The sequence below is a fragment of the Micromonospora sp. ZG13 genome, from assembly GCF_059359355.1.
Window position 1 is genome coordinate 69,746 of record NZ_JCADBQ010000006.1, and the last position, 25,137, is coordinate 94,882.

Sequence of the window (25,137 nt, forward strand, 5' to 3'; positions counted from 1 at the left end):
GATCTTGACTGACACAATGTCTATGTACGGCACGAGTCGTACGCCTGTTCACGTGGAGTAGGAAGGACCAGGCATGGCACCAGCCACCAAGGCGCGGAGCCCGAAGAAGAAGGCCCCGTACCTCGCCCAGATCGACCCGCGCGACCTGCTCGCGCACCCGAAGAACCTGCGGACCCAGCTCGGCGACCTGACCGAGCTGCGCGCCTCCATCGCCGCCCACGGCGTGTGGCAGGCGCTGACCGTCGTCCCCGAGGACGACGGCCACCGCATCGTCGCCGGCCACCGCCGGGCCGCCGCCGCGAAGGAGGCCCTGGAAGCCGGCGAGTGGCCCGAGGGCCTGTCGCAGACCGTGCCGTGCCTGGTGCGGCCGGACATGGTGGGCCTTGCCCCCGACCAGATCGTCGCGATGCTCGTCGAGAACGACCAGCGTGTCGACCTCACCGAGTCGGAGCGGGCCGCCGGGTACGCGCAGCTGGAGCTGTTCGGCCTCGACGTCGCCGAGATCGCCCGGCGCACCGGCCGGCCGACGCAGCACGTCCAGTCCGCGCTCAAGCTGACGAAGCTCGGCCCGGCCGCCACCGCGGCGGCCGACGCCGGACGCCTGAGCCTCGACGACGTTGCCGAGCTGGCCGACTTCGAGGACGACCCCAAGACGATGGAGAAGATCCTCAAGAACGTCAACAGCGGCTGGGGGATCAAGCACCAGGCCCAGGAGGAGCGCCGCAAGCGGCAGGTCAAGGAGGCCGTCAAGGCGGCCACCGCCGAGCTGGAAGCAGCCGGCGTGAAGATCGTGAAGCGGCCGAAGGAGTGGCCGTACAACTGCCAGATGGCGCGCGTCGACCAGCTGGAGACGGCCGACGGCCAGAAGATCGACCCGGAGGCCGTGAAGGCGCTCGACGGGTACGCCGCGCTCATCGAGGAGCGGTGGGACTCGGCCGGCGCGATCATCGTCTGCCTCGACCCCGAGGCCCACGGCTACCAGCGCACCGGGCACAGCTACTACAAGAGCCCGGCCGAGATCGCCGCGAAGGAAGCGGCCGACAAGGCCAAGGAGGAACTGCGGGCCCGCCTCAGGGAGTCGGCGGCGGTGCGGCGCCGGTTCCTCGTCGAGAAGTACGGCAGCGCCAAGGGCGCGAGGACGCTGCTGGTCGACGCGATGCGCTTCGCCGTGGTGTGGCCCGACTTCCTCCAGCACCGCGTCGACGGCGAGCTCATCAAGGAGCTGGCCGGCGGCGCCTTGGCCGACGGGCTGACCGCCGGGCAGGACCGGCTCAACCGGCTGCTCGTCGCCCGGCTGATCGGCGCGCAGGAGCACAACGTCGAGCAGGTCGCCGACGGCCGGTGGATCGCGCACAAGGACCTGATCGTGCTGTGGCTGAACCGGCTGGAGGAGGACGGCTACGAGCTGTCGGGGGCCGAGGCGGACATGCGCGCGGCGCTCATCGCCGAGGAGGAGGAGCGGAAGCGCGTCGCGGCCGAGGAGGAGGCGGAGGAACTGGCGTACGAGGCGGAGCTGGCCGCCGAAGAAGCCGACGACGAGGACGACGAGCAGGAGGTCGTCGACGTGCAGCTGCCGGAGGAGGACGTCGACCCGGACCCGTGCGCCGAGGCCGACCTGACGCCGGAGGACGCCGAGCAGCCCGAGGACCAGGGAGACGAGTGAACCCGACGCTGACGCGTCGGACCGCTGAGGGGGCGCGCACCTGGTTCGACCAGGTGCGCGCCGCCGGCGAATCCGACCAACCCGTGCCGGACGGCACGGCGGCCGCCATGTGGCGGCGGATGACGCCCGAGGCGCGAGCGATGACCACCGCGGTGGTTGAGGACCTGCTGGAGAGACTGACGATGGACGACAGGCCGCTGCGCGGCACCTGCCCCGACTGCCACGCCGGCATCGGTGAAGAGCACGCCGACGTGCGCGACGTCGCCGAGTGCCTGGCGTGCGGCTTGAAGCGCCGGCACTGCCCGGCCTCGGCCGGCACAGCCGGCCACGACCCGGGCCGCTCAGTGTGGACCGGTGACTGGCCGGGCCACCGGGAGGCCCGCGAGTTCGGCTGGCACGTGCGCTGGGACGCCGAAGCCCAGCGGTGGGAGCGGTGCTCCCCGGACGTGGAGGGCTCGGGCCCGGACCTGAACCGGCTGTACGAGCACGCGCGGTGGGACGCGAACGGGCGCCGCTGGCGGCGGTGCCGGGCAGTGCTGTTCGCCCGGGCCGTGCGCGGCGGCCGGGCCACGGTCGAGGAGCTGACGAAGGTCGCCGACCGCTGGTGCGCCGAGCAGGGCTACGAGGTGGTCGGCTCGCACGTCGGCACCCGCGGCTGGCGGGAAGCCGTCGCCGACGTCGACGAGGGCTCGGCGGACCTGGTGGTGGTGCCGTCGGTGGAGCGCCTAGGGCTCGGCAAGCAGGTGTTCGAGCGGATCACGGCGGTGCGCGCGGCGGGCGGCGACATCGCCGGTCCCGGCGTGCGGATCGACCGCGACGGTCGGCTGGTCGCCGCGTCGGCGAGCGAGAAGTGAGGAAGATTCACGATGGAGCGAGAGAAGCGGGTCATCCTGGCGTGCCCGCCGACGAACATCAACGAGCTGCTGGCCGGCATGGGTGTCCCCGAGTCCGTGCCGACCGTCGACCACAGCCTGATGCAGTGCGTGGACTGCGGCACGGACATGTGGATCGGCCCGAACCAGCGGGCAGCGGCCGGACGGGCGCCGGGCGCGACGCTGCTGCTGTGCATGACCTGCGCGGTGGTGGAGACGAACCGGCGCGGAATGCCGGCGGCGGTCGGGCACTTCGGCGACGGCCGAGGAAGGCCACGGCTGGCGAGCTAGTCCGCTGAGCGGACCAGCGAGCTAGTCCGCTTAGCGGACCAGGCGGCCCCCGCACCGACGACGGTGCGGGGGCCGCTCTGCATCAGCGGCGGACCTGCCGGGTCACCTGGTCCATCACCAGGTACGCGACCAGGCCCAAGCCCACCGCGCTGCCGATCTCGTCCGGAGCGAAATACGCGCAGACGCCGATACCGGAAGCGATTGCGAGCTTGGTAATGATGTTGATGGGAAGAGTCCGTCCGGGCGTTGGTTCCGCCGTTGTAATTACAGTCGTAACGAACGGGACTGATTGTGGGACTGATTGAGGAACTGGATTTCCGACCCCATGATGCGGTTCTGTGGTGCAGGGACGTACGCTGTTCATGCGATGAAGCCTTTCGACTGGACCCGAATCGGTTTCTCGTGCCTGACGGGCACCCGGTTGCAGCCGGGTGCCCGTCGCTCGTTGCGTGCCGCGAGGCACGTCGCCCGGCGTGCCGAGTGGGCTCACGCGACGGCGTTCACCCTCGGCAGCACCGGACGATGAAACTGTAGATGCGCAAGGCGACATATTCCAAGCCAGGTGCGCTATCGGGCCCCGACGGGCTGCATTAGTCGACAATCAGTCGTCCGGCAGGCCCGATAGTGGCCCGCGAGGAATGCTGCCTGACACGATGGGTGGCGTCCAGGATTTCACGGTTTCGCCGCCCGGCCAGGCGGGTTATGTGACCCGGCGCGGGGCGAGCCGCGAGTCCTACCTCGGGCGGGCGTCGCAGTCGCTGTCGATCACCGGCTCCACGCGGACGTCGCCGCAACGGCAGTGGATGACCAGGTGCCCGCCGCACGAGCAGGCCCACCAGTCGCGCGCCTCCCGGGTCGCCGAGCCGCCCGCGTAGAGGTGCCCGGCCCCGCAGCGGTCCGGCTCGTCGCCGACCAGCTCGCGGACCTGGCAGAACGGGAAGGCGACCACGTGCGGGTCGGCGCGGGCCCGGCCGACCAGGTGCCGCAGCTCGGCGGGGGAGTCCGCGACGCGCTCGATGACGGTCACGCCGGCGGGCGAGTTCTCGGCCCGGTCCCAGCGGATCGTGATGCGCCAGTGCGTACGCCACTCCACGACCGGCACGTTACTCGCACAGGTGTTCGATGGTGTCGGACCTGGGGGTCATGCTGGCGGGATGTCCAGTGAGATCAATGTGACGTACCGGGTGGCCCGGGCCTTGCCCGCCGCCCAGCAGGCCACCTGCCGCTCGGTGGCGGACGAGATGGCCGGCGAGGTGCCGGAGCCGGAGAATGTCGAGGTCATCGTCACCGACGAGTTCGACAAGGTGGTCGCGGAGTATCTGGCGACCGAGGTGGACCTCGCGTTCGACCCGGCTCTGGCCAGCCAGTACCGGGCGGACCGAGCTGACGGTGCCCGCGCCGCCGCCAGAACATCGCCGCAGCCGGACGGCGTTGTAGTGATCGTCGGCAGCGACATCTTCGCCCGCGGGCTGCGGTCCGTGCGGCACTGCCTGCTACACGAGGCCCAGCATGTCCGCCTGCACCAGCGGGGCGATGTTGCCCGCGCTGTGCACCGCCAGGTGCCGTTCGCGCTGCCCGAGGACGAGTTCATCTGGGAGTTCCTGTGGCGAGCCGAGAGCGCGATCGACGAGTTCCGGTGTGAGCGAACCGTGCACGAGCGAGGGTGGACGGATCCGATTAACACCCACGGGCCGAGCGACCTCGACGGCGTGCTCGGCACCTTCTGGGCGGTCCGGGCCGAGTTCGATCGCACGGGAGACCGGATGCGCGCGTACGAGGGGGCGTTCGCCGCGCTCGAGCGCCTGTCGACGGTGCTCGGCTACGGGGCGGCTGCTCTTGTCGCGGGCGTGACTCCGCCGGCGACCTGGGCGCAGTCGCCGGCGATGGGCCGTCTCCTCGACGTCCTGGAGGATCTGCCCGGCGCGCACGTGGCGGTGCCGCTTGAGAGGGTGCTTGCTACTGCTGCGGAAGTCGCCAGGAGGCTGCGGCGGATCTTCCAGGAGCTCGGCTTCGACTGCTACTTCGAGGGCGACGATGGCGATAGGTGGTTCGTGGTGAGTAGCTGAGCTCGGCTCGCCGGGATCTGGCCGGCGAGCTGCCTGACTGTCTCCTGTCCTCCGACAGGCCGAGGTCGTGCCGCATCTGCCCGACGCGCCACGTGCAGGGGCGGTCCAGGCCGCTGCGCGCCGCATGAGGGGTCGCCGAACTGGCTCGGCGTCGATGGCTGCTGCGGTGCCGTAGTGATGGCAGGGTGTGGGAAGTCCGAGCCGAGCGGACCCTGCTTGATCCTGGTACATCACCATATAGCTCAGTCCGCCCGGCTCTCGCCGCAGCAGTCTGACTTTCGCTAGCGCGGCGGTGCGGCGTGGAATTGGCTAGGCCAGTTCAGCACCCAGCACCGTAGAGTCCACTTCGCGGACGGCGGAGGAGTGAACGGTGGCACATGTAGCGGTGGACTTCGAACAGCGCCTTGTCGACTTCGGTTCCGCGAGGTTCACTCGGCTCCGGCCGGGCCAGGGTCAGGTCCTGGCTACGTACGCCGAGCAGCACCTCGACACCGCGGACTTGGCCATTGAGATGCCGACCGGCGAGGGTAAGACGTTGCTGGCTTTGCTGATCGCCGACTACGCCCTTGACCGCAGATGGTCGGTGGCGTACCTGACCGGCACGCGCCAACTCGCCGAACGTGTCCAGGAGGAAGCTGAAGCGCTAGGACTGGACGTCGTCCGCTTCGCCTCGCGCGACTATGGCGGGGCCAAGCTCGACGACTATCACCAGGCCATCGCCGTCGGGGTGATGAACTACTGGGTCTACTTCAACAGCAGGCCGGTCCCGCAGCCTGCTGACTTGGTCATCTTCGACGACGCCCACCTCGCGGAGCAGCCCCTCAGCGGACTGCAGACCCTGCGCATTCCCGACAAGCGCGGCGCCACTCGCGAGCTCTACCAAACGATCTGCGAGCTCGTAGTGGCGCACACCGACGCCTACCCGGGCTTGCGCGCGATGCTCGACAGCACGGCTCGCCCAGGCACTCCGCCGGAGCTACTGTCCTTTAGCGACTGGGCTGCGATTGCAGACCCAGTCCGTGACGCGATAGAGGCATCGCCCCTGATCACTGACGATGGGAGCAAGGACGAGATCAAGTACGTCTGGCCCACGGTCCGCGACCACCTCCGCCAGTGCGGCGTGCTCATCGGCCCCTCCGGCATCGAGATCCGCCCCTACCACCCACCGACCGCGCTCAACTCCCAGTACAGCCGAGCGAAGCAACGGATCTACCTGTCCGCCACCCTCGGCTCGATGGACGACCTACAACGGCGCATCGGTGGCCGCCCAGTCACCCGCCTGACCATGGCTGAACCGCTGCCGCCGGGCGCGACGGGCGAGCGACTTCTGGTGCTCAACCCCAGCACGGAGCAACCCTTCGATCAGAGCGTCCTGGGCTGGGCGCTTAGCCAGGCCCAGGCTGCAGGCGGACGAGCTGCCTGGTTGTGCGCCAGCCACGCCGAGGCCGACGACCTTCAGCAGATGTTGACCGCAGACGGTCAGCAGGTCTACCGCCTTCGCCCTGGCGACGACGCGATAGTCGACACCTGGAGCCGAGCCGCGAACGGGCACCTGATCACCGCTGGCCGCTACGACGGACTCGACTTCGCCGGGGACGTCTGCAAGCTGGTCATCATTACCACCGTCCCCCAGGCCAGCAGCGAATTCGAGCGGTTCGTCGTCGCTTACCTCGGCGACGCCAGCTTCATGCGTCACCGCGTCGGCCAGCGGATCACCCAGGCCCTCGGCCGCGCCAACCGCGACGCCACCGACCGATCCCTCTACCTCGGCTTGGATCCAACCTTCGCCCAGATGCTCGCCGACCCGGCGGTCCGCCAGTCGATCCCCGCTGGCGCCGAACCCACCATTCGCACCGCGCTGGAAACCTATGACCAGGGCTGGGACGGCACCCTGCGGGCGTGCGTCGACTTTTGGCAACCAGCCAGGCACGTCCCAACCCAGGCCGGGCCCGCCGACCTCGGTCCTCGACGCAAGGCGCGACCGGGCCGCAGAACTGGTGGGAGCAGCGACGTGTCCAGCGCCGACGCCGAGGTCTCAGCGGCGACGGACCTCTGGCTGGGAGACCATGCGGGAGCGGCAAGAAATGCCCGCAAAGCCGCAACCCAGCTCGCCGCTGCCGGAGAAACCGAACACGCCGCGTTCTGGCGCTACGTCGAGGCACACGCCCACTTCGACCGAGGCCGTCCGCAAGACCTGGCCGCCGCCCGCGTAGCACTGGAAGACGCCACGTCTAACGGCCCCCACACCACCTGGTTCCGCCGGCTGGCCCGCACCGTGGCCGACCTCGAAGGCTACGAACAGACAGCTGACGACACCGACCGGTTCTTCCTCGCCTGGGACGAATGGCGCCGCGAAGCCGGTGCCCGGCTCGACCGTGTCCTGTCCACAGGTCGCACCCTGCTCACCGGCAGCCACGACCAACAATGCGAAGGGCTGAGGATGCTCGCCCGGCTCGTGGGCGCCAGTGGAGAACGCCCACCCAAGACCGAACAGAGTGCCACGGACTGTCGCTGGACCTGGTCCACTGTCAAGCGCGCCGAACGTCGGGTCTGGGAGGTCAAGACCGTCCCCCGCGGTGAACCCAAACCGCTCATCCGCGACGATGTGAACCAACTGCTCGGGCAAATCGAGGTCGAGACCAGGCGCTCGGCGAAGACCCGCGTCTACGGCTGCCTGCTCACCCCGGCGACGACCACGATGAACGACGCCGCAGAGGCGGCCCACGACAAGATCGTGCTGGTCAACCACGGCGCGGCCGTCCGGCTCTACGACATACTTGCCGACCGGCTCCGCCAATACGACGCGCTGTGCGGCAACGGAAACGCTGAAGCGCGCGGCGAAGCCCGCACCAAGATCGAGGCGCTCCTACCTCGAGAAGACGGCTGGCTCGGCAAGCTACTCAGGCCGTCACATGGAAAGCTCATCACCGCCGACAACGTAGCTGCCATCTTCCCATCGACTTAACCGGGCAGGAATCGCCCACAGCACTGCGAGTGGGACCAAACGTCTGAGTGGGTGTTCGACGACGTGCGGAAGTTGGCAGAAGTGGATGTTGCCGCATCCGCACGTGGACCAGGGGTTCTAGGGCCTGGGTGCGACCTCCTGATGTAGGCAGTGTCCGCAACGCAAGGCATGGGTGCGGGCCACGTCCACAGTCCCATGCATTCGTCATGCCTGATGAGCCGTTTTCATCCTGAGTAGCGGCTGGTTTCGACGCGGTGCAGGACGAGGATGGCCTGCACGATCGCGGTGGCGCGGCGGGGACAGCGTCGCAGCTTGACCAGGACCTTCCAGGTCTTCAGCGTGGCGATCGCTCGCTCGCCGCGAGCTCGGAGCCGGGCATGACCACGGTTGACGGCCCGCTGACGGCGGGACAGTTTCGGTCGGTGTCGGTGGCGCTTGAACGGCGTGCGCACGCTCCCGCCGCCTGCCTGATAGCCCTTGTCCGCGAAGGTCAGCACGTTCGCGCTGGTCAGCGCGTCGATTAGGCCGTGGGTGCGGGCGGCGGTGAGATCGTGGACCGCGCCGGGCAGTGCAGGCGACGCCCAGACCAATCGCCCGGCGGCATCGGCCAGGACCTGCACGTTCACCCCGTGGCGCTTGTGTTTGCCCGAGTAGTACGGGCGTTGGTCGGCGACCCGGTCGATCGGAATCAGCGTGCGGTCGAGGATGGCGTACGCAAGCCGGACGGCCCGGCGCATCGCGGCGGCGACGTCGTCGGCGCAGGCGGCGAGCAGGTCGACGGCCTCGCGTAGGTACCGCCACACGGTGCTGACCGACACCTCGAAGCCGGCCGCGAGGCGGATGAGGGTATCGCCGTTGCGCAGATGGGCCAAGGCCATCAGCGCCTGCTGCTGCGCCGGCAACCTGCGCCAGCGGCCGCCGAGCGCGCGGCGCCGGTCGCGGATCAGCTCAGTCAGGCGGGTCAGACTGCGCGTGGACAGCGGGATGCTGGCAGGATAGGTCAGCAACGAAGCTCCCGTGCTGGGCGGTCGTTCTTGGTCGACTGCTGTCCTACCGGGAGCTTCGTCCTATCTGGAGCAATGACACGCCGCTGGGTACCTGCTCAGGCCCCCTTCATCACGATGAAAATGGCTCGATCTTCGTCCGGGGCCGCTCCCGCTGGCTGACGATGTGGGGACCGTACGCGCCGAAACCTGCCTAGAATCACGGCGCTGAGTATGTGCCCACGCTTCCAGCGGTTCTGGCGGTCGCCGTCGGGGCCTCCGGCTCCAGGATGCCCCGAAGATCATCGGCGGTCGCCGAGTCCATGGGTGGTTGCGGAGAGATCCATCCCGCCTGCCCGGGCAAGACGAGTAGACCACCGCCCGACCCGCCAGCGTCCGCGCTCGTCACGGTAAGCCGGTCGTGGCCGGTGGGGCGGCCCGCTCCCGCGGAGGGCGGGTCGTCGGCATGTGAGGTCACCGGGATCGCGACATATGTGACGAGTAAGGGTCGTCCGATGGACGACGAGGACCGGCTTTTTAGGCAGCCAACCATCGTCTAGCATCGTAAGACTTGCTCCCCCTCACCCGACGGAGATTGCCGCCCCATGACGAACGCCGAGGTTGCCTGGATCGCACACTTCATCTGGGGCATCGCCGACGACGTCCTGCGGGACTTGTACGTTCGGGGGAAGTACCGCGACGTCATCCTTCCCATGATCGTGCTTCGCCGCCTCGATGCGGTCCTCGAGCCGACCAAGGCTGAAGTGCTGGCGATGAAGGAGAACCTGGACGCGAAGAGGATCGTGAACCAGGAGGCGGCGCTGAAGGTGGCGGCCAAGCAGCCCTTCTACAACACGTCCAGGTTTTCCCTGCGAGACCTCCGCAACCGGGCGGACCAGCGGCAGCTGAAGGCCGACTTCGAGGACTACCTCGACGGATTCTCCAGCAACGTCCAGGACATCCTCACGAGCTTTGAGTTCCGTAATCAGGTGCCCCGGCTGTCCAAGTCGGACGCCCTCGGCACGCTGATTGAAAAGTTTCTGGACCCGAACCTGAAGCTGAGCTCCCTCGACAACCACGCCATGGGGTCGGTATTTGAGGAGCTGGTGCGCCGGTTCAACGAGGAGAACAACGAGGAGGCCGGCGAGCACTGGACCCCCCGAGACGCTGTGAAGCTCATGGCCAATCTCATCTTTCGTCCGATCGCCGACCAGATCACCGACGGCACGTACCTGCTTTACGATGCAGCGGCCGGGACCGGTGGGATGCTCACCGTCGCCGAGGCCACCTTGACGGAGTTGGCCGAGAAGCGCGGCAAGCGAGTCTCGACCCACCTGTACGGCCAGGAGATCAACGCCGAGACGTACGCCATTTGCAAGGCGGACCTACTCCTGTCCGGTGAAGGCGAAAACGCCGACAACATCGTGGGCGGGCCTGAGCACTCTACGCTCTCGAACGACGCATTCAAGGGCCGGAAGTTCGACTTCATGCTTTCAAATCCGCCCTACGGCAAGTCTTGGAAGACGGACCTTGAGCGAATGGGCGGCAAGGGCGGGATCACGGACCGGCGGTTCAGCGTCGACCATGCGGGCGACCCAGAGTTCTCGCTGGTCACCCGCTCCAATGACGGTCAGATGCTCTTCCTCGCCAACATGATCTCGAAGATGAAGCACGACTCCGCGCTCGGGAGCCGCATCGCCGAGGTCCATTCCGGGTCGTCGCTGTTTACAGGAGATGCAGGTCAAGGTGAGTCGAACGTCCGGCGCTGGGTCCTTGAGAATGACTGGCTCGAGGCGATCATCCAGCTGCCGCTGAACATGTTCTATAACACCGGCATCGCTACCTACATCTGGGTGCTGTCCAACCGGAAGCCCGAGCACCGCAAGGGCAAGGTGCAACTCATCGACGCCAGCGGTTGGTTCTCACCGCTGCGACGGAACCTCGGCCAGAAAAACTGCGAGCTCTCGGACGCTGACATCGAGCGCATCGTTCAGACCTTTCTCATGTTCGAGGAGACAGAGCAGTCGAAGATTTTTGACAACGCCTACTTCGGCTACCGCAAGGTGAGGGTCGAGCGCCCACTGCGGCTGCGTAGCCAATGCTCCCCGGAGCTCGTCGAGCAGCTGCGCTTCGCCTCGGGTGACCAGGCGCTGCGCGCCGAGCTGTACGACCAGTTCGGCGACCAGCTCTTCGACGACTTCGCAAAGGCCAAGACGGCGGTCGAAGAGTACCTGGACGGGGGCAGCGACGACGAGGACGAGGACGCCGAGCCGCGAGTAAAGCCAGCGGTGCGCAAGCGGCTGCTCGACGAGAAGCGCTGGGCCCGCGACAAGCGCCTCCACGCCCTCGGCGAGCGACTCGCCGAGGAGCTCGGGACCGAGGTGTTCGACGACCATAACGAGTTTGCCTCGCGCGTGAATGCCGCCCTGACCGCCTGGGGCGAGAAGCTTGGCGCGGCAGACAGGAAGGCCCTCCTCCGCGGCCTTTCTTGGCGAGACGAGCAGGCGCCGCCGGTCGTCAAGAAGGTGTCGAAGGGAGTCAGGGCGGTTCCAGACCCGCTGCACGGCAAGTTCGAGGTGGAGGTCGACGGGAAGCCGGCGGTGATGGAGTACGAGGCAGACCCGGAGCTGTCGGACTTCGAACAGGTGCCCCTGCTCGAACCAGGCGGTGTCGCTGCCTTCATCGCTCGGGAGGTCACGCCGTACGCGCCGGACGCGTGGGTCGAAGAGAAGTCCGAGAGCAAGATCGGCTACGAGATCTCCTTCACCCGCCACTTCTACAAGCCCAGCAGGCTTCGGCCTCTCGGCGAGATCGAGGCCGACATTCGCAAGCTCCTTGTCGAGAGCGACGGGCTCGTCGAGCGAGCGCTGGATGCCTGAGATGGCGGCGATCAAGGACAGTCACGAAATCCTGTGGCCGACCATGCCACTGCGTCGGGTAGCGGAGGTCCGCAACAGCAACGTAGACAAGCTCGCACACCCCGCCGAGGTTCCAGTCAGGCTGTGCAACTACGTCGACGTCTATCGCAATGACCTCATCACCGGACGTATCGAGTTCATGCGCGCGACTGCTACGGCCGAGGAAGTTGCAAAGTTCAAGCTGCGCCGCGGCGACGTGCTAATCACGAAGGACAGCGAGCTCTGGACTGACATCGGGGTCCCGGCAATCGTCGCGGTCGAAGCGGACGACCTTGTCTGCGGCTACCACCTGACGATGCTGCGCGCCCGACAGCAGATCATGTGGCCCGGATTTCTTGCCCGCGCACTGCGTGTTCCAGAGGTGGCAGTGCAGCTGCATCTGGCAGCGAAGGGCGTCACTAGGTTCGGTCTGACCCAGCAAGGCATCAAGTCCGCGCTTGTGCCGGTCCCGCCGCTGGACGCCCAGCAGGCGATCGCTCGGTACCTGGACCACCTTGACCTTCGTGTCGGACGAGCAGTCAACAAGAAGCACCAGCTCGTTCAGCTTTTGGACGAGCGACGGCGGGTCGTAAGCCAGGAACTGGTTACCCGGGGGCTTCAACATCCCGCAGAAAGCCGCGCTTCCGGAGTTGACTGGCTGGGCGATGTGCCGGCGCACTGGGATGTGCGGCCAGCGAAGTGGTTCTACCGGGAGGTGAATGAGCGCTCGCAACGGGGTGAGGAGCAGCTCATGTCCGTCTCCCACCTCACCGGCGTGACACCGCGCGCCTCCAAGAACGTCACCATGTTTATGGCCGCGTCATACGCGGGCCACAAGCTCTGTCGGCCAGGCGATCTCGTGATCAACACCATGTGGGCCTGGATGGGCGCTCTCGGTGTGGCGGTCGATACTGGAATTATCAGTCCGGCTTACGGCGTTTACCGGCCCCTGCCTGGCAGTTCTCTCCACCCGGCCTACGCCGACCTCCTGCTCCGCACCCGCCCCTATATTGACGAGTACACGTGCCGCTCCACGGGCATCCGCTCGTCACGCCTGCGGCTCTACCCGGACCGCTTCCTCACCGTCCCAATCGTCTGTCCGCCGAGAGGGGAGCAGCAGGAGATTGTCGCGCGCGTCGCTGATGCTACGCGCGATCTCAACGCTGCAATCGACGCGACAATGCGCGAGATCGAGCTTCTCCAAGAATATCGGGCGCGCCTCATGGCTGACGTCGTCACCGGCCGCCGGGACGTGCAAGGCGAAGCGGCGTCGCTACCTGATGTCGACCCCGAGGAGTTGGACGCTGTCCTCGCGGCAGCATCCACTGATGACGATGATATAGACGACGACGGGGAGTAGCGGGATGCCGGCAGACACGTCCGAAAAGGGGCTAGAGACCATACTCGTCGAGGGCCTCTGCGCCCACGGGTGGACGCACGGAAAGTCTGCCGACTACTCGCCTGCGTTCGGCCTGGATCTGGTTCAACTTCGCAGCTTCCTCAACGACACCCAGCCTGCGCTGGCGGCTGTGCTGGACCTCGATCCGTCCAGCCCCGCCGGGCTAAAGACGCTATCGCGTATCCAGGGGGCTATCACCAAGCGCGGGGTCATCGACGTTCTGCGCAACGGCGTCCAGCACGGTCCGCACGACATAAACCTCTTCTACGGCACGCCATCGAAGGGGAACGCCAAGAGTGCTGAGCTGTTCGCAAAGAACCGGTTCACCGTCACCCGGCAGTTGCACTACTCCGAGGACGAGACCAAGCTCGCCCTCGACGTCGGCCTGTTCATCAACGGCTTACCCGTCAGCACGTTTGAGCTGAAGAACAGCCTGACCAAGCAGACCGTCGCCGACGCCGTCGAGCAGTACAAGCGCGACCGCGATCCGAAGGAGCTTATCTTCGGGTTCAAGCGAACCCTCGCTCATTTCGCCGTCGACGATGCTGAGGTCGAGTTCTGCACGAATCTCGCCGCCAAGCCGCCCTGGTTCCTGCCGTTTAACCGCGGGTTCAACGACGGCGCCGGCAACCCGCCGAATCCAAACGGTTTGAAAACCGCCTACCTGTGGGAGGAGATCCTTACCCCGGCGAGCCTTACCAAGATCATTGAGGCGTACGCGCAGGTGATCGAGGAGGTTGACGAGACGACCGGGAAGAAGTCGATCAAGCAGCTCTTCCCTCGCTTCCATCAGCTCGACGTCGTCCGCAAGCTGCTAGCCGACGCTGGGAAGAATGGTGCTGGACGCCGCTACCTGATTCAGCACTCAACAGGCAGCGGCAAGTCGAACTCAATTGCCTGGCTCGCCCATCAGCTGATCCGCGTCGAGGACCCAAAGGTTGAGATCAAGCCGGTGTTCGACTCAATCATCGTGGTCACCGACCGGCGGGTCCTCGACCGGCAGATCCGTGACACGATCAAGCAGTTCGCTCAGGTCGGCGCCACTGTCGGCCACGCCGAGCACTCCTCGGACCTGCGGGACATGATCGAGGCTGGTAAGAAGATCATTATCACGACGGTCCAGAAGTTCCCGTTTATTCTCGCCGAGATCGGCGACAAGCACCGGGAGCGAAACTTCGCCATCATCATCGATGAGGCCCACTCCAGCCAGGGTGGCAGAACCGCGTCGGCGGTGTCGAAGGCTCTGGCAGCCAAGAAGGCGCTGGCGGCCAAGGTGGACGACGACGGGTCCGGCGAAGGCGACGACGACCCCGTCCAGGACCTCATCAACGAGGCGATGGAGGCACGAAAGATGCTGCCGAACGCCTCCTACTTCGCCTTCACCGCTACGCCCAAGAACAAAACGCTCGAGATGTTCGGCGATGCCTACGTCGAGGACGGCAAGACGAAGCACAAGCCCTTCCACGCCTACACGATGAAGCAGGCCATCGAGGAGCGGTTCATCCTCGATGTTCTCAAGTGCTACACGCCCCTCCAGAGCTATTACCGGCTCGTAAAGACAGTGGCGGGCGACCCGGAGTTCGACACGAAGCGTGCCACGAAAAAGCTGCGGGCCTACGTCGAGGGTAACCAGACGGCCATCGCGAAGAAGGCCCAGATCATGGTCGACCACTTCCTTGAGCAGGTCATCGCGCTGCAGAAGGTCGGCGGCGAGGCTCGCGCAATGGTCGTCACCGGCAACATCATGCGTGCGATCGAGTACTTCAATGCGATAGGGGAGTACCTGGAGAAGCTTGGCAGCCAGTACAAGGCGATCGTGGCGTTCTCCGGAGAACACGAGTACGCCGGCGAGATGGTGAACGAGGCGAAGCTCAACCGGTTTCCGTCTGGGGAGATCGCCGAGCGAATCCGTAGGGAGCCGTACCGCTTCCTCGTCTGTGCCGACAAGTTCCAGACGGGTTATGACGAGCCGCTACTACACAGCATGTACGTCGACAAGAAGCTGTCGGGCGTCAAGGCAGTCCAGACGTTGTCGCGCCTGAACCGGGCGCACCCGAAGAAGCACGACGTATTCGTGCTCGACTTCCAGAACGATGTCGAGACGATACGCAAGTCGTTCGAGTCCTTCTATCGGACCACCGTCCTTTCGGACGAGACCGACGCCAACAAGCTCCACGACCTGAAGGCCGCCCTCGACGGACATCAGGTCTACGACCAGGACGAGGTCGATGCCCTCGTCACGAAGTATCTCACCGGAGCGCCTCGTGACGAGCTCGATCCGATCCTCGATGTCTGTGTCGCCCGGTATAACGCGGACCTAGACGAGGACGCGCAGGTCGAGTTCAAGGGCGACGCGAAGAGTTTCGCTCGCACCTACGACTTTCTCGCTTCGATTCTGCCGTACTCCAACGCCGCTTGGGAGAAGCTGTCGATCTTCCTCAACTTCCTCGTCCCGAAGCTCCCCGCGCCGAAGGAGGACGACCTCTCCAAGGGGGTCCTCGAGGCAATCGACATGGACAGCTACCGTGTCGAGAAGCAGGCCGCGGTGCGCCTTCTGCTCCCGGACGCTGACGCCGAGATCGACCCTGTTCCGGCCGGTGGTGCGGGGCGCAAGCCCGAGCCCGAACTCGACAAGCTGTCGAACATACTCAAGACCTTCAACGATTTGTTCGGCAACATCGCCTGGACCGACGAGGACCGAATCCAGAAGTTGATCACCAAAGACATCCCCGAAAAGGTCAACTCGGACCCTGCCTATCAGGCTGCCAAGAACAACTCCGACAAGCAGAATGCCCGCATCGAGCACGACAAGGCGCTCGAGAAGGTCATCCTCAACCTCATTGCGGACGACACCGAGCTCTTCAAGCAGTTCATGGATAATCCGGAGTTCAAAAAGTGGCTGGCCGAGACCACCTTCGGCATTACGTATTCATAGCGGCTCCTGACGCCCTGATCCCCGGAGCGGCCGCCTTTCATCGCCAAGGAATGACTTCAGCCGACGTTCAGCCCATGCGTCGCGGCTCGCCCGTCGGCCAATTGCGTGACCGCGAGGCGCTCCGAGAATACGGGATGTAACGTGATCGACGTTGACGAACTTGCTCGGTGGATTTTGGTCGCCCTGGGTGAGCTTGGCGGCACCGCCCAAAGAGCCGACATTCTCCGTGTCATGGAACGGCTACTCGGAAGCCGGCTAAGGGCCGACGACCTTGCTCCACGTCCGAGCGGTCGGGACCTTGTCTGGAAAAACAATGCCTCTTTTGCTCGGAACCGGCTGGTTGAGCAGGATTTGCTCCATTCGACAGAGGTTTCTGGCCACGGTAGGTGGTCCTTGACGCCTAGCGGAGCACGGGAATCGGCCTTGCTGCGGTCGCTTCGGACCCCGCCGCTGTGCCCGACCTTTCGGTCGATTGCCACTGACGTGATATGGCGCACCCAGGTGGGACGCTCGGTGGGGCTGGTACCCGGCGAGACGACTTTCACGGATAATGCCCTGCTTCATCTAGCGGTCAGCCATCCCGCGCACATTTCGATCCAGCGATTCGCTTCCAAGCGGGAGGCCGAGACCGGCGCGGACTGGGAGTGGTGGATCCGCGACCTGCGTGGCTACGTGGGATTCCGCACCCAGGCGAAGCGTGCCGATCCGAGGACAGGTCGCATTGGACTCGACCAGCGTGCGGCGCCGTCCGTATCCTCCGGCTATCAGATCGAGGTCTTCGTCGAGCGGTGTCTCGCTGACCGCATCGCTGGCCTCTACTGCATCTACAGCGATGGCCGACCAACGTGGCGATCCGACCTACCCGAAGCCGGCCCGTGCCCGCACGGGCCGGTTGATATCGGCCAGTGGGGATGTACGGTCGTGCTGGCTGATACGGCCCTACGGTTAGCGTTGGAGAAGGATTTCCATCGCGAGACCGTTCTGGCAGCCGGAATGCCCTGGTACCACCTCGTCTGCCATCACCCTGTCACCGGCCTAACCACCGGCATACACCATCTCTTCTCAAGGCTGAGAGCAGCCGAAATGATGGTTACAGTTCGGGTCGACAACCCCTTCGACCGGCAGTATCCCAGTCCGCCACCCGCCACCCAGCCGCCAAGCGAGGTGGAGGCGTACTTCCTTGGCGAACATCGCACCATCGAGCCATGGTCGGATCTAGCGGGCGTTGTGATGGTTGACGCGACGGAGGACGATACCAACCGCTGATCACGCGGTCTTGGTGCTCGTAGTAGCCGCCCACGAACCTCCCTATGTATGATGCGCGGATTCGGAAGGTCCGATCTGTCGGCTAGGAACGCTTGTCTCCGCAGGAGTTGCGGCGTGAATCCGGGCCGCCGGCAGCGTTGAGCTGAGAACCGGCACGCCTATCGTGGCGAGCCGGAGGTCGCCGACGCTGACGTGGCTGTCCTGGCCGTCGCGGCCTGGGTAGAGCAGTGCTGCTCGATGCACGCGGAGTCGGTGTGCGTAGGTGCTCAGCTGGTAGAGTTCGTCGGCCTTGGGCCTGGCCTGCCAGTGCCGGTACTTGGCGTCGTACACCGCGACGGGCTTGTGCTGATCGTCGAGGATGACGAAGTCCGCGTACGCCGTCATCGGCTGAGAGTCGTCAGTGAGAACGACCGGATGCTGTGCTGATATCCGATGTCCGGCTGGTAGTTGGTTCGCGAGCCAATGGCCCACGTAGGTCTCCCAAACCTTGGTCATGTTGAACAGCACCGTGACGCCGGAGGCGCCGGAGGCGGTGGGAAGCACGGTTTGGCCAGCGAGTACGAGCGATGCCAGCGCATAGGCTTCACGGTATCGCGGCGGTACCAAGGTTGGGCGGCGCTGAATCAGCCGTTGAGGGTCCGTGACTCGCGAGATCGACGTGAAGCATGGGCCGAGCGCTCGTAGCCGTGCCGACAGCGCGGGGTCTGAGTAGTGCTGCTGTACGAGCACCCGGTGCGCGGCGGCGATGGTCTGATTGAGCAGGATGTCCTGGGTCAGGCGCTTGGCCTTGGTCACCAGGCGGTCGGGGCGCCCGAGATACTTGGCGAGGTGCACAGTCACATCCGGGGTGCCGGGGTAGGGCGGCCGGGTAAAGCTTCGTGACTGGTACTCCTTGGCCAAGCCAAATCCGACGAGACGTTCAGTCTCCCGAGCGAAGGCTGTGGCGATCAGATCGACCAGGCCACGGCTGCCGGTGCCTGCGGCTTCGGTGTCGCGTAGCAGCGCGGGCTGGCGTGCGGCCAGCCGCAGCAGCTCCCGGAAGTCTGTGAACGGAAAGCGGCTGGCGATGTCGACCGTGCATCCGGATCCGAGCGTGAGTCGTCCAACGTACGGCCCGGGCTGAACGTCAAAGAGCCCTGCCTGTCCAGACGGCAGAACCTGCTGGATGACCCGCGGCTCGTCGCGTCGGCCTGCCGAGCCGCGGGTCAGCCCTGCCAATTCACCGGCTTCCCGGTCGCTCAGCCGGACCCGGCTAATCTCGTACTCGCGCAGGTGCAGCATTCAGCTTCGCTCCGCGATAAGCGCGCGGATGTCCACGTCCAGCCGGTCCAGGTCTTCTGGCCGCTCGAACCAGTGCTCTGCCAAATACGGGTACAGCTGGTAGGACCAGATGGCCTCGGCTGTTGCGGCGTCGATCTGCTCGACCATCCAGTACGAGTGGCCAGGGCTGACGGGTGATTGGCGACCGACCCGGTCGCGGATCAGTCGGAACATGCCGAGCAGCAGGTCACCGTCTACATCGGAGCGTGTGCTGGACCACCTGGCCAGCACGTCGTCGCTGGGGTGCAGGTGAAAAGCGTTGAACCGGCGGCGCAGGGCGAAGTCGACGAGTGCGAGGCTGCGGTCTGCCGTGTTCATCGTCCCGAGAATGATGACGTTGGGGGGCACCGAGAACTGCCGTTGTGAGTACGGCAGGACTGCTGGTTTGACACCCCGATACTCGAGCAGGAAAAGCAACTCACCGAAGACGGCAGCAAGGTCAGCTCGGTTCATCTCGTCAACGACGAGGACGAACACGTCATCGGAGGGGGCCTTGCGTGCCCGCTCGCACAACTTGAAGAACACCCCATCCCGTGGGGTGTAGCGAAGGGCGCCGCCGTCGGCCAAGTCGGGCCGCAGGCCTTCGACAAAGTCCTCGTAGGAGTATGCGGGGTGAAACTGGACGAGTTCGACGTGGTCCGGCGAGGTCGCGAGGTGGTGGGCGAGCTTCAAGGCGACCCACGTCTTGCCTGTCCCGGGCGGCCCAAAGAACACCGCTTGGCGCATGGGTCCGTGTAGTGCTGTGACCCATTTGTCTATCTGCTCCACCGGCAGGTAGCACTGATCTGCCACCTGTTCGGCTGTGAGTCGCCCGCTAGGCGGAACGTCGATAGCTGTGGCTGGTTCGGCGACGGAGCCGGCGACGCTTGGCGTGGTGGCGGCCCGCATGATGTTCGTGAGCACAGCGTCCGCTTCCTGCGGAGCGACACCGTACTGTTCACGCCACGTCCGCAGGACCTGACAGAAGCGCTCGTAGCCGACCTGACCGTCCGCGCGGAAGGTCCTCCCGGATACCCGAGCGAGGCCCTTCATCGTGGCATTGATGCACACCGCGAACCGCTCCGGATCGCGTAGATATAGCAGCATGCTTGGCAGTGACGAACCCGCACCGGGCAGCACAGAACGGTCGCCGTACATACGGCCGAGCAGCGCCAACGCCTCGTCGACCGGGGAGGTCCACAGCTCCGCGACGACCCGGTTGAACCGGTCGATGTCTTCGGTCAGCTTGTGCATGACCGCCCCGGCAAAGCCGGGCGAAAACCGGTCCATACGCACCTGGCCAGTCTTTTCATGCCTGTTGAACAGCCGGCCCAGTTGCAATGCCTCGTCGGCGCTCATGGAGCCGGCGCGTTTGTCGAGCAGGTCGCGCGCATCCGTCTCCGCCTCGACACGTCCCGCCACGAACCGCTCACCGAAGAGCTCCCGTGCCTCGGTTAGCGATTGGCGCGTCGGGTCAACTGGGGACTGCGTTTCGTAGCCCATCGCTCTCCCTACGACCGCGGCGGCCAAGACTGGCCGCGTCTGCCATGGCCACACGCTAGGGCAGTCACGCGCGTCGCGCTCCCTATCCGGCCGCAATGTCATTGCGTATTGTCATAGCCGTGACGGGGCTGTTTGAGATCGTGGTGGTGCTCTTCGTCGTTGCGCGGGTGACCCGGCTGATTGTTGCCGACGAGATCACCCGGCGACCCCGAGAGGCAATCGTGAGGCGGCTGCCCGAGGGCAGCGCCTTCACGTACCTGCTGTTCTGCCGCTGGTGCCTGTCGGTGTGGATCGCCATGCCGGCCGCTGCCGGCTGGTGGCACCTGTCCGACGTGCCCCGCTGGTCGGACTACTGGTGGGTCGACGCGCCGACTGTCGCTATGGCCCTCTCCCACGCGACCGGCCTGCTGGTGCGCGCCGAGCCAGGGGAGTAGCCCATGGCCTGGTGGGGCACCAAGCCCAACGTCGAGAGCGACGTCGGCAAGGCGACTGCCGTCGTCGCGTCGGCGGCGAAGATGCGCTATGACTCGTCCGGCAGCCTGCGGAAGGTCACCAAGCAGGAGTGGCAGGAAGAGGCGTGGCAGCACTACGAGGAGTGCGGCGAGCTGGCCTACCTCGTCGACCTCATCGCGAAGGCGATGGGCCGCGCCCGGCTGTACATAACGCAGGTCGACGACGAAGGACGGCCCGTCGAAGCGCCCGACCAGGCGCCGGCCGGCGTCAACGAGACGTTCCTCGGCGGGCCCGGCCAGCAGGCCGAGCTGCTGCACGACGCCGGGATCCAGCTCGGCGTGCCCGGCGAGTGTTACCTGATCGGTGAGCCGGATCGCGATGAAGCCGGCACCGCCACCGACCGGGAGCGGTGGTTCATCGCGTCCGTCGACGAGCTGCAGGAGCGCACCGGGAAGTACGTCCTCGACCAAGGCGACGGGCCGCGCGAGCTGGAAGCCGATGAGACGGTCATCGTCCGGATCTGGGCCCCGAGCCCTCGCAAGCACGCCCTGCCCAAGTCGCAGGTGCAGGCCAACCAGCGGGTGCTGCGGCTAATCGAGCGGCTGACGCAGTACGTCCAGTCACAGATCGACTCCCGGCTCGCTGGCGCCGGCATCCTGCTGCTCCCGAACGAGCTGTCGTTTGCCGCCGCCGAGCAGGAGGAGGACGCCGAGGATGGGGTGTCGTCGTTCCTGGCGACACTGACCGAGGCGATGACCACCGCGGTGAAAGACCGCGACTCCGTGGCCGCTCTCGTGCCGATCGTCGTGCAGGGCCCCGCCGAGCACCTGGAGAAGGCCCGGCTGCTGTCGTTCGCCACCGAGCTGTCCGGCACGGTGCCGTCGATGCTGGACGGCGCGATCCGGCGGCTCGCCCTCGGCCTGGACGCCCCGCCGGAGATGCTGCTCGGCATGACCCAGGCGAACCACTGGGGCGCCTGGATGACCGACGAGGCGACGATCAAGTACCACGTCGAGTCGAAGCTGGAGCTGTTCTGCGCGGCCCTGACCCAGCAGATGTTGTGGCCGGCGCTGGAAGGCGCGCCCGGCGTCGCCGACGCGAAGCGGTGGATCGTCTGGTACGACACCAGCGAGCTGACGCAGACCCCCGACAAGGGCGCCGACGCGAAGGACCTGTACGGCCTTGGCGAGCTGTCCGGTGACGCGCTTCGCCGGGAGACCGGGTTCGGTGAGCACGACAAGCCGACCGATGACGAGCGGGAGCTGCGCCGCTTGCTGGAGATCATCCGTACGGTGCCGGCCGCCGGCCCGCTGCTTGTGCAGCGGCTCCTGGAGGTCGCCGGGGTGTCCGTGCAGATCGACCCGGAGGCGTTGAAGCCGGCCCCGCAGCCGGCTGAGCTGCCCGGCGGCGAGCCGCCCGCCGAGGACGAGGAGCCGACGACCGACGATCCGCCGGACGGCGACACCGAGGACCGCGGCCCGCCCGAGCAGAACGCGACCGCGGCGTCGGCCGCCGATCCGCTGTCCGGGCCGTTCGTCGCCGCCTGCGAGGTCCTCGCGCTGCGGGCGCTGGAGATCGCCGGGAAGCGGGTCCTCGGCCGCGACCGGTACCGGCACGCCGACTTGAAGGCGTGGGAGTACCACACGGCGCGGCAGTCGACGCCGACGTCGGTGCCTCGCCTGCTTCAGGGCGCGTGGACGGCCGTGCCGGCGATCGCCACTCGGCTCGGCGTCGACGCGGTGAAGCTGGAGGCCGCCCTGACCGCGTACGTCGGCGGCCTGCTCGTCACCGGCACCCGGCACGACCCGGCGGAGCTGCGCGAGCACCTGACCCGCACGGTGCGCGGAGAGCTGGTGCCAGCGTGACCGCCCCGACCGCCCTCGTCCCCGACCTGGTGCAGGCGCACGGCCATGCCTGCCGCCGCTCCGGGCGCGGCAAGGGCTGCGAGCTCCTTACCTGGTCGCTGTGCCAGACGTGCGGCTGGTGGGGCGAGCTGTGGGACGGCGACCAGCCGCCCCTGACCGATGCCACGGACGTCTGCGACCCCACGGACGTGGAGCGGCATCAGCACACGAGGAGGAACGATGGCTGACCCGGAGCGGCTTACCCTGACCATGATCCAGGACGCGTTTGCGCTGCTGGGCGTCACTCTCGACAAGGACTTCGTGCGGCTGGAGCTGTCCGAGGACAAGCTGACGATCTACCGGGTCGAGCGCACGCCCGCCGGCATGCCGGCCGGCCGCTCGGACGGTGGCGTGCGGAGCATCGCGTCGACGATCGCCGTGGTGGCGGTTCTGCCGCTGGCGCCGGCGGTGGCGGCCGAAGAACCGTGACCGACGGGCCGGACCGCTGGCTGCCGCTGCGCCTCGACCACGAGGCGCGGGTGCTCGCTGCCGAGAAGCGCGTCGAGCAGGCCGCCCGGGCGGCGCTGCGGGCCTGGCTGCGGTCCGCCCGGACCGCGACCCTGCCGGTCACCGCGGCGGCGCTGCCGCCGGACCCGTCGGCGCTCGCGGGCGCCGGGCAGGCGTGGTTTGAGGCGATGACGGTCCACCTGCTCCCTGCGGTCGACGCGACGTTCCTCGCCGGGGTCGCGGACGCGGGCGGCGACGTCGAGCTGCTGCGCGTCGCGCAGATGAAGAACGAGTACCTGGCGGCGCTGCCGAACAGGTTGCAGGGCGTGCCCGACAGCGCGTGGACGCAGGTCACGGCGGCCATCGCCGAGCTCACCGCCGAAGGCGCGAGCATCCCGAGGATCCGCGACGCCATCGAGGCGATCCTCGGCGAACAGGCGTGGGAGGACCGGGCGGTGACGATCGCCCGGACCGAGACGATCGGCGCGTACAACGCGGGCACGCTGACCGCCTGGCTGACCGCCCAGGCGGCGCTCGACGAGAAGCTGGACAAGGTGTGGGTGGCGACCCACGACGAGCGGACCCGGCCGGACCACCGCGACGCGGACGGGCAGCGCGTCGCCCTGGACGGCGTGTTCATGGTCGGCGGCGTGCCGATGCGGTACCCGGGCGACCCGGCGGCACCGCCCGGACAGACGGTGCAGTGCCGCTGCACGATGATCGAGGTGGAGGCCGGCGAGCCCCTGCCTGCGGTCCCTGAGCACCCCTGGCCCCGACGGGACCGGGCCAGCGGGTTGGACATCACGGTGACAGCGGCGGGAGCCGCGAAGGGTGGCAAGCAGATGGCGACGTGGAAGGGGACGCTGGCGCCGCTGGGTGCCAGGTCGGGCGACCGGCGGATCTTCGCGGCGGACGGCCAGTGGTCGTTCCGCGACCTGCCGCTGCCCCTGCGGTGGGCCCGGCAGGACGCGCCGGGGCACGAGGGCGCGGTGACGATCGGCCGGATCACCGCCGGGGAGGTGAAGAAGTCGGAGCTGTCCGGCGCGGGCGACTTCATCGACGCCGTGCCGGAGGTGACGGAGGCCCTGGAGCTGTGGCGGGCGGGCGTGCTGTTCCCGTCGGTGGACCTCGACGAGTTCGAGTTCGTGTACGCGAACGCGGACGGCAAGCCGATCGAGGACATGACCGACGAGGAGTGGGAGGCGTTCGTCGAGGCCGGCGAGGAGCCGCACCTGCTGGTGACGAAGGGCCGCGTGATGGCGGTGACGATGCTCGGCACGCAGGCGTTCATGGAGGCGCACCTGGAGCTGGTCGACGAGGATCCCGCCGACGACGAGACGCCCTCCGACGAGGTGGAGAAAGAGGAAGAGCCGGTCACTGCGGCCGGCGCGGCGGCGACGAGGAAGCAGGTCACGCCGGTGTACCCGCCGAGGGCGTGGTTCGACGACCCGGGCCTGGAGGAGCTGACGCCGATCACCGTGACGGCCGACGGCCGGGTGTTCGGGCACCTCGCCGACCGGGACTGCCACCTGTCGTTCCTCCAGGGCGGGCAGTGCGTGATGCCGCCGGAGGAGGGCGGCTTCGACTGGTTCCACCGGCCGGAGATCCAGACGGCCGAGGGGGAGCTGGTCGCGGTCGGGCACATCACCGCGGCGACCGGGCACGCCGACCTGGCGGCCAGCGCGGCGAGCGCGGTCGCGCACTACGACGACACCGGCACGCAGGTCGCGGTGGTCCGGGCCGGCCGGGACGCGCACGGCACGTGGGTCGCCGGGTCGCTGGTGCCGGAGGCCACCGAGGAGCAGGTGCAGCTGCTGCGCCGGTCGCCGCTGTCCGGAGACTGGCGGTGGATCGGCGGGGCCCGGCAGCTCGTCGCGGCGCTGTGCGTCAACGTCGGCGGGTTCCCGGTCGTGCGGGGCCGCACGTCCGGTGGCCGGGCATACGCGATGGTCGCCTCCGGCTGGTCCGGGTGGCAGCCGTCGGCGCCGACCCGCGGCCGCCGGCGGGAGCCCGCCCTGACGTCGCCGGCCGCCCTCGACGCGGCAGTGCGGCGCGCGGTGGCCGCCGGGTTCGCCGCCGAGCGGCAGCGCGCCGCCGCGGCGGCGACGGCCGAGCGGATCGCGGCGTCGATCGGCCGGGACCGGAAGACCCTCGTGGCGGCGCTGGCCGCCCAGGTGCATGGCGAGTAGGGAGG

General features: G+C 67.3%; 18 protein-coding genes. 14 read left to right on the forward strand and 4 right to left on the reverse strand.

Annotation, left to right across the window (positions count from 1 at the left end; all coding sequences use genetic code 11):
* Positions 1-73: 73 nt before the first annotated feature.
* From AC5L34_RS15185 to AC5L34_RS15195, 3 genes are read left to right on the forward strand one after another with little or no spacing between them, the layout of a single operon-like run.
* Positions 74-1,663, forward strand: coding sequence for a ParB/RepB/Spo0J family partition protein (locus tag AC5L34_RS15185; protein WP_494825433.1), 1,590 nt, complete (start codon positions 74-76; stop codon positions 1,661-1,663).
* Complete coding sequence (locus AC5L34_RS15190) at positions 1,660-2,517, forward strand: hypothetical protein (protein WP_494825434.1); 858 nt, start codon at positions 1,660-1,662, stop codon at positions 2,515-2,517. The genes AC5L34_RS15185 and AC5L34_RS15190 overlap by 4 nt, the downstream gene beginning before the upstream one ends.
* A gap of 12 nt (positions 2,518-2,529) precedes the next feature.
* Entirely contained in the window at positions 2,530-2,826 is a 297-nt protein-coding gene (locus AC5L34_RS15195; RefSeq protein ID WP_494825435.1) for a hypothetical protein, read from the forward strand.
* 733 nt (positions 2,827-3,559) lie between these two features.
* On the opposite strand, the gene AC5L34_RS15200 is transcribed toward AC5L34_RS15195, so the two are convergent.
* Complete coding sequence (locus AC5L34_RS15200; protein WP_494825437.1) at positions 3,560-3,919, reverse strand: hypothetical protein; 360 nt, start codon at positions 3,917-3,919, stop codon at positions 3,560-3,562.
* A 61-nt stretch (positions 3,920-3,980) separates the two neighbouring features.
* Here AC5L34_RS15200 and AC5L34_RS15205 point away from each other — a divergent pair, with 61 nt between their 5' ends.
* Positions 3,981-4,892: a hypothetical protein gene (locus AC5L34_RS15205; RefSeq protein WP_494825439.1), complete on the forward strand. Its 912-nt coding sequence runs from the start codon at positions 3,981-3,983 to the stop codon at positions 4,890-4,892.
* Between the two features lie 385 nt (positions 4,893-5,277).
* On the forward strand, positions 5,278-7,857 hold the full coding sequence (locus AC5L34_RS15210; protein ID WP_494825441.1) for a DEAD/DEAH box helicase family protein: 2,580 nt from the start codon (positions 5,278-5,280) through the stop codon (positions 7,855-7,857).
* A 224-nt stretch (positions 7,858-8,081) separates the two neighbouring features.
* On the opposite strand, the gene AC5L34_RS15215 is transcribed toward AC5L34_RS15210, so the two are convergent.
* Positions 8,082-8,864, reverse strand: a complete 783-nt coding sequence (locus AC5L34_RS15215) for a transposase family protein (RefSeq protein WP_494825443.1) — start codon at positions 8,862-8,864, stop codon at positions 8,082-8,084.
* A 581-nt stretch (positions 8,865-9,445) separates the two neighbouring features.
* On the opposite strand from AC5L34_RS15215, the gene AC5L34_RS15220 reads away from it, so the two are divergent.
* The 4 genes from AC5L34_RS15220 to AC5L34_RS15235 all read left to right on the forward strand — a co-directional run bounded on the left by AC5L34_RS15220 (position 9,446) and on the right by AC5L34_RS15235 (position 17,337).
* Positions 9,446-11,719, forward strand: a complete 2,274-nt coding sequence (locus AC5L34_RS15220; RefSeq protein WP_494825444.1) for a type I restriction-modification system subunit M — start codon at positions 9,446-9,448, stop codon at positions 11,717-11,719.
* Complete coding sequence (locus AC5L34_RS15225) at positions 11,712-13,097, forward strand: restriction endonuclease subunit S (protein WP_494825446.1); 1,386 nt, start codon at positions 11,712-11,714, stop codon at positions 13,095-13,097. The genes AC5L34_RS15220 and AC5L34_RS15225 overlap by 8 nt, the downstream gene beginning before the upstream one ends.
* 4 nt (positions 13,098-13,101) lie before the next feature.
* Positions 13,102-16,071, forward strand: coding sequence for a type I restriction endonuclease subunit R (locus tag AC5L34_RS15230; protein WP_494825448.1), 2,970 nt, complete (start codon positions 13,102-13,104; stop codon positions 16,069-16,071).
* Positions 16,072-16,302: 231 nt separating this feature from the next.
* The gene (locus tag AC5L34_RS15235) at positions 16,303-17,337 is read left to right on the forward strand and encodes a DUF6615 family protein (RefSeq protein ID WP_494825766.1); all 1,035 of its coding nucleotides are present in this window, start codon (positions 16,303-16,305) and stop codon (positions 17,335-17,337) included.
* A 42-nt stretch (positions 17,338-17,379) separates the two neighbouring features.
* Here AC5L34_RS15235 and AC5L34_RS15240 read toward each other — a convergent pair whose 3' ends face one another.
* Together AC5L34_RS15240 and AC5L34_RS15245 are read right to left on the reverse strand one after the other, a co-directional pair.
* Complete coding sequence (locus AC5L34_RS15240; RefSeq protein WP_494825450.1) at positions 17,380-18,618, reverse strand: 5-methylcytosine restriction system specificity protein McrC; 1,239 nt, start codon at positions 18,616-18,618, stop codon at positions 17,380-17,382.
* On the reverse strand, positions 18,619-20,139 hold the full coding sequence (locus tag AC5L34_RS15245; protein ID WP_494825452.1) for an McrB family protein: 1,521 nt from the start codon (positions 20,137-20,139) through the stop codon (positions 18,619-18,621). It lies immediately after the preceding gene.
* Between the two features lie 119 nt (positions 20,140-20,258).
* On the opposite strand from AC5L34_RS15245, the gene AC5L34_RS15250 reads away from it, so the two are divergent.
* From AC5L34_RS15250 to AC5L34_RS15270, 5 genes are read left to right on the forward strand one after another with little or no spacing between them, the layout of a single operon-like run.
* Entirely contained in the window at positions 20,259-20,573 is a 315-nt protein-coding gene (locus AC5L34_RS15250; RefSeq protein WP_494825454.1) for a hypothetical protein, read from the forward strand.
* A gap of 3 nt (positions 20,574-20,576) precedes the next feature.
* Positions 20,577-22,457: a hypothetical protein gene (locus AC5L34_RS15255; RefSeq protein ID WP_494825456.1), complete on the forward strand. Its 1,881-nt coding sequence runs from the start codon at positions 20,577-20,579 to the stop codon at positions 22,455-22,457.
* On the forward strand, positions 22,454-22,684 hold the full coding sequence (locus AC5L34_RS15260) for a hypothetical protein (protein ID WP_494825458.1): 231 nt from the start codon (positions 22,454-22,456) through the stop codon (positions 22,682-22,684). The genes AC5L34_RS15255 and AC5L34_RS15260 overlap by 4 nt, the downstream gene beginning before the upstream one ends.
* A complete protein-coding gene (locus tag AC5L34_RS15265; protein WP_494825460.1) occupies positions 22,677-22,925 on the forward strand; it encodes a hypothetical protein in 249 nt (82 codons plus the stop codon). Before AC5L34_RS15260 ends, AC5L34_RS15265 begins: the two co-directional genes overlap by 8 nt.
* A complete protein-coding gene (locus AC5L34_RS15270; RefSeq protein ID WP_494825462.1) occupies positions 22,922-25,132 on the forward strand; it encodes a phage minor head protein in 2,211 nt (736 codons plus the stop codon). The genes AC5L34_RS15265 and AC5L34_RS15270 overlap by 4 nt, the downstream gene beginning before the upstream one ends.
* Positions 25,133-25,137: the final 5 nt, after the last annotated feature.